Origin of the sequence: Streptomyces sp. ICN903 (assembly GCF_022015835.1) — a bacterium.
GTDB classification, from domain to species: Bacteria; Actinomycetota; Actinomycetes; order Streptomycetales; family Streptomycetaceae; genus Streptomyces; species Streptomyces fenghuangensis.
Genome location: NZ_JAKMAY010000427.1, coordinates 1 through 3,860, shown reverse-complemented (window position 1 = coordinate 3,860; position 3,860 = coordinate 1). Strand labels below are relative to the sequence as shown.

Below are 3,860 nucleotides of genomic sequence, written 5' to 3'. Positions count from 1 at the left end.
GCGGGCCCCTGTCCCCGAGCGGCCCGCCTCCCGGTAGCTGTCTCCCCCCGGCCCGGCCGGACGACACTCGCTGATTGTCACTCAAAAGAGGGGTGTTGCACGTCAGATGGGCTTGTTCGAATAAAAGTTCGATAGCGTGAGGCCGGCAGGCGACGAGGCACACGGGCGACGCGGACAGGAGGGATGGGGGTGCCAGGACGCATGGTTCGACGCATCAACGTCAGGGGCGCAGACGGTCTGCGGCTCGCGGCCTGGGAGTTCGCCGACCCGCCCAAGGGCACGCTCCCGGGAGGCGAGAGCCAGGCTCCGAGTGTGCTGCTGCTGCACGGGCTGATGGGCCGCGGCTCGCACTGGGCCTCCACCGCCCGCTGGCTCTCCGGGCGTTACCGCGCCGTCTGCCTGGACCAGCGCGGGCACGGCCGCAGCGACAAGCCGACCGACGGCCCGTTCGGCCGCGACGCGTACGTAGCCGACGCCGAGGCCGTCATCGAGCGGCTCGGCCTGGCACCCGTGGCGGTCGTCGGGCACGGGATGGGCGCGCTGACGGCCTGGCGGCTCGCCGCCGAGCGCCCCGACCTGGTCCGCGCCGTGGTGATCTGCGACATGCGGGCCTCGGCGCTGGGCAAGCGCTCCCAGCGCGACTGGGAGCAGTGGCTCGAGACCTGGCCGGTGCCCTTCGCCACGCTCGCGGACGTCCGCAGGTGGTTCGGCGAGGAGGATCCGCTCCTGGAGCGCCCGTACCCCTCGCGCGGCGAGTTCTTCGCCGAGGTGATGGCCGAGCGGATGGACGGCTGGCGTCCGGTGTTCTCGCGCCGCCAGATGCTGATGATCCGCCGGACATGGGCGTACGAGGCGCACTGGGAGGAACTGGCCCTGGTGCCCTGCCCGGCCCTGGTGGTCCGCGGCATCGACGGCGAGCTCGGGCGCGCCGAGGCCCAGGAGATGGTCCGGGTGCTGCCCCAGGGCGTCTACGCCGAGGTGGCCGACGCGAGCCACCTCGTCCACTACGACCAGCCGGAGCAGTGGCGGCAGGCCGTCGAGCCCTTCCTCCAGGGCGCGCTCCCGGCCTGAGCGGCGACCGGCCGCCGCTCAGGCCGGGACCGGTCAGCGCGCGCGTGCCGCGGCGGCGTCGCGGCCGCAGGCGTACGCCAGCGGCGGGACGATCTCCCCGGCCTCGGGCAGCCGGTGGCCGGCGTCCCCGGGCCGCCGCACCCACAGCACCGCGCCGCGGGTGCCCACCCTGGTCGGCGGGGCCGCCACCCAGTCGCCGTCACCCCGCGCGGTCAGGTCGACGCCGCTCGGCGACCAGCCCAGCCCCCGCACCAGATCCGGCACCTCGGCCGCGCCGCCGGGCTGGACGAAGAAGAGCATCCGCCCGTCCGGGGTGCCGGTGACCGGACCGGCCGCCAGGCCCATGCGTTCCATCCGGGCCAGGGCCAGACAGCCCGTGGTCTCGGACACCTCGATCGCGTCGAAGGACCGCCCGGTCGGCAGCAGCACCGACGCGTGAGGCCGGTCGGCCCACATGCGGCGCACGGCCGTGGCGCCGCCGGTGGCCTGCGCCGCCCAGTCGGGGCGCGTGGGGTGCGCGCCGGGCGCCCCGCAGTCCGCCGTGCCGCACGAGCAGCGCGGTATGCCGCCCCCGGTCTCGAGCCATGCGCCGGGGAACACGTCCCACAGCCGCTCCCTCGTGTAGCGCACCGCGTACTCGACCATCGGGCCCGCCGGACCAGTCGGGGCCTCGGCCGTCGGAGTTGTCGCTGTTGTGATGTTCATGGGCTCCTCCACGATGATCACAACTTCCTCCGTGACGAAGGGTTACGGCTTGGGGATCGATTCGTCCGGCGCACCGTTCCGGCACACGGGGCGCACAGGTGCACGGGCGGGGGCGCGTGCATGACCGGACGGCCTTGGGTGGGTAGTTCCCTGTGCGGCGCGGCGCCGGAAATCTTGGCATATGCGCCGGGCAGTGCGTTCGGAGCGCCCGAGCACCGGCGCACTCGGAGCGGACAGCGCGTTCGCGGGAGCAGTCACAGCAGACGGCGCGGTCGCAGGGACGGCGCGGTCAGGACAGGCAGCACGCAGAGGGAGGGGACCGTATGGCCGCGAGGCCGCTGGTCGCACGGCAGCCGAACGAACGGCTGCAGGCGCTCATCCAGGAAGCCGGCTGTTCCAACGCCGGACTGGCCCGCCGCGTCAACATGTGCGGCGCGGAACAGGGGCTCGACCTGCGCTACGACAAGACGTCCGTCGCCCGCTGGCTGCGCGGCCAGCAGCCGCGCGGCCGGGCGCCGGCGGTCATCGCCGAGGCCCTGGGGCGCAAGCTCGGCCGGACGGTGACGGTCGAGGAGATCGGCATGGCGGGCAGCCGGAGCATGGCCGCCGGGATCGGCCTGCGGTTCGCGCCCACCGTCTCCGGAGCCGTCGAGCAGGCGAGCGAGCTGTGGCGCAGCGACGTGGGGCGCCGCGATCTGCTCGCCGCGCGGTCGGGAGCGTTCTCCGCGCTGGTCGAGCCCAGCCGCGACTGGCTCATCTCCGCCCCGGACGCCGAGGTGGAGCGCCGCACCGGCCCGAGGGTGGGGGCGTCCGACGTCGCGGCCGTACGGGACACCACCGCGGCCCTGTCGGAGCTGGACCACCGCTACGGCAGCGGCCATGTGCGGCCGGTGGTCGTCCACTACCTCAACAGCGTGGTCTCCGGACTGCTGACGGGCTCCTACACGGAGGCGGTGGGGCGCGAACTGTTCGCCGCGGTCGCCCGGCTGACCGAACTCGCCGGCTACATGGCCGTGGACACCGGGCAGCCCGGCCTGGCCCAGCGGTACTACATCCAGGCGCTGCGGCTGGCCCAGGCGGCGGACGACCGCGCCTACGGCGGCTACGTGCTCGCCGCGGGCATGAGCCACCTCGCGGCCTCGCTGGGCACCCCCCGGGAGATAGCCCAGCTCGCGAGAGCCGCCCAGGAGGGCACGAGGGGCCGGGTGACCCCGCGGACGCAGGCGATGTTCCACGCGGCGGAGGCACGCGGCCACGCGCTGATGGGCGACGCTCGCACCTGCCAGCTCGCCGCGGGGCGGGCGCTGGCGGCGTTCGACCGGGCGGAGTCCGCGACGGACGCGGGCGACGACCCGGAGTGGATCGGCCACTTCGACGCCGCCTACCTGGCCGACGAACTCGCCCACTGCCACCGGGACCTGAACCAGCCCACCCCCGCCCAGCGCCGCGCCGAGGAGGCCCTGGCGGGCCATCCGGAGCGGCGCACGCGGCGACGGGCGATCGACCTGCTGCTGCTCGCCGCCGCACGGCTCCAGCAGGGTGAGCTGGAACACGCCTGCCACACCGGCGCGCAGGCGGTGGAGCTGCTGAACGGCCTGCGCTCGCAGCGGGGTTCGGAGTACCTGGACGACTTCCGGGCACGGCTGGAACCCCACCGGCAGGAGCCCGTGGTCAGGGAGTTCGCGCAGCGGCTGGAGCCGGCGGCGTAACGAGCGCGGGGAAGACGCGGGGCCGGGTGCGGAGGAAGGGAGGACGGCGAGGTTTCGCCCCGGCCGGTGGTGGGGAGAATGTGGAGCCCTCCCGGGGGCGTGGTCGCCCGTGCGAGCGACCGGGTAGCGTGAGCCGACGAATTCGCAGTCGTGTTTTGGTAGTCAGGCGAACGAGGAGTCCCGGTGACGACGCACAGCCGACAGGGCGACGAGGCGCGCGAGGGTGTTGTCCTGCCGTCGAACGGTGACCGGTGGACTCCCGGTCACGGCGACTCCCAGGTGAGCCCGCCGACGGGGCAGCCCTGGGGGCAGCCGTGGGGACCGGCCGCCCAGTCCGGGCCGCAGGGGCAGCAGCCGCCCCCGCCCCCGGCCCGG

3 protein-coding genes and 1 pseudogene are annotated in these 3,860 nt (G+C 74.7%); 3 read left to right on the top strand and 1 reads right to left on the bottom strand.

The annotated features are described in order from the left end of the window. The first annotated feature begins 201 nt into the window (after positions 1-201). Positions 202-1,071, top strand: coding sequence for an alpha/beta fold hydrolase (locus L7D48_RS27125; RefSeq protein ID WP_237883476.1), 870 nt, complete (start codon positions 202-204; stop codon positions 1,069-1,071). A gap of 33 nt (positions 1,072-1,104) precedes the next feature. Here the strand turns inward: L7D48_RS27125 and L7D48_RS27120 are convergent, their stop codons facing one another. Next, positions 1,105-1,776: a bifunctional DNA primase/polymerase gene (locus L7D48_RS27120; RefSeq protein WP_237883474.1), complete on the bottom strand. Its 672-nt coding sequence runs from the start codon at positions 1,774-1,776 to the stop codon at positions 1,105-1,107. Between the two features lie 323 nt (positions 1,777-2,099). Between L7D48_RS27120 and L7D48_RS27115 the strand changes: the two genes are divergently transcribed. Further along, positions 2,100-3,485 (top strand): transcriptional regulator, encoded by a 1,386-nt coding sequence (locus L7D48_RS27115; protein WP_237883472.1) that lies wholly within the window; start codon positions 2,100-2,102, stop codon positions 3,483-3,485. Positions 3,486-3,668: 183 nt separating this feature from the next. Continuing rightward, positions 3,669-3,860 (top strand): annotated as a pseudogene (locus L7D48_RS27110) (hypothetical protein); the annotation flags it as partial.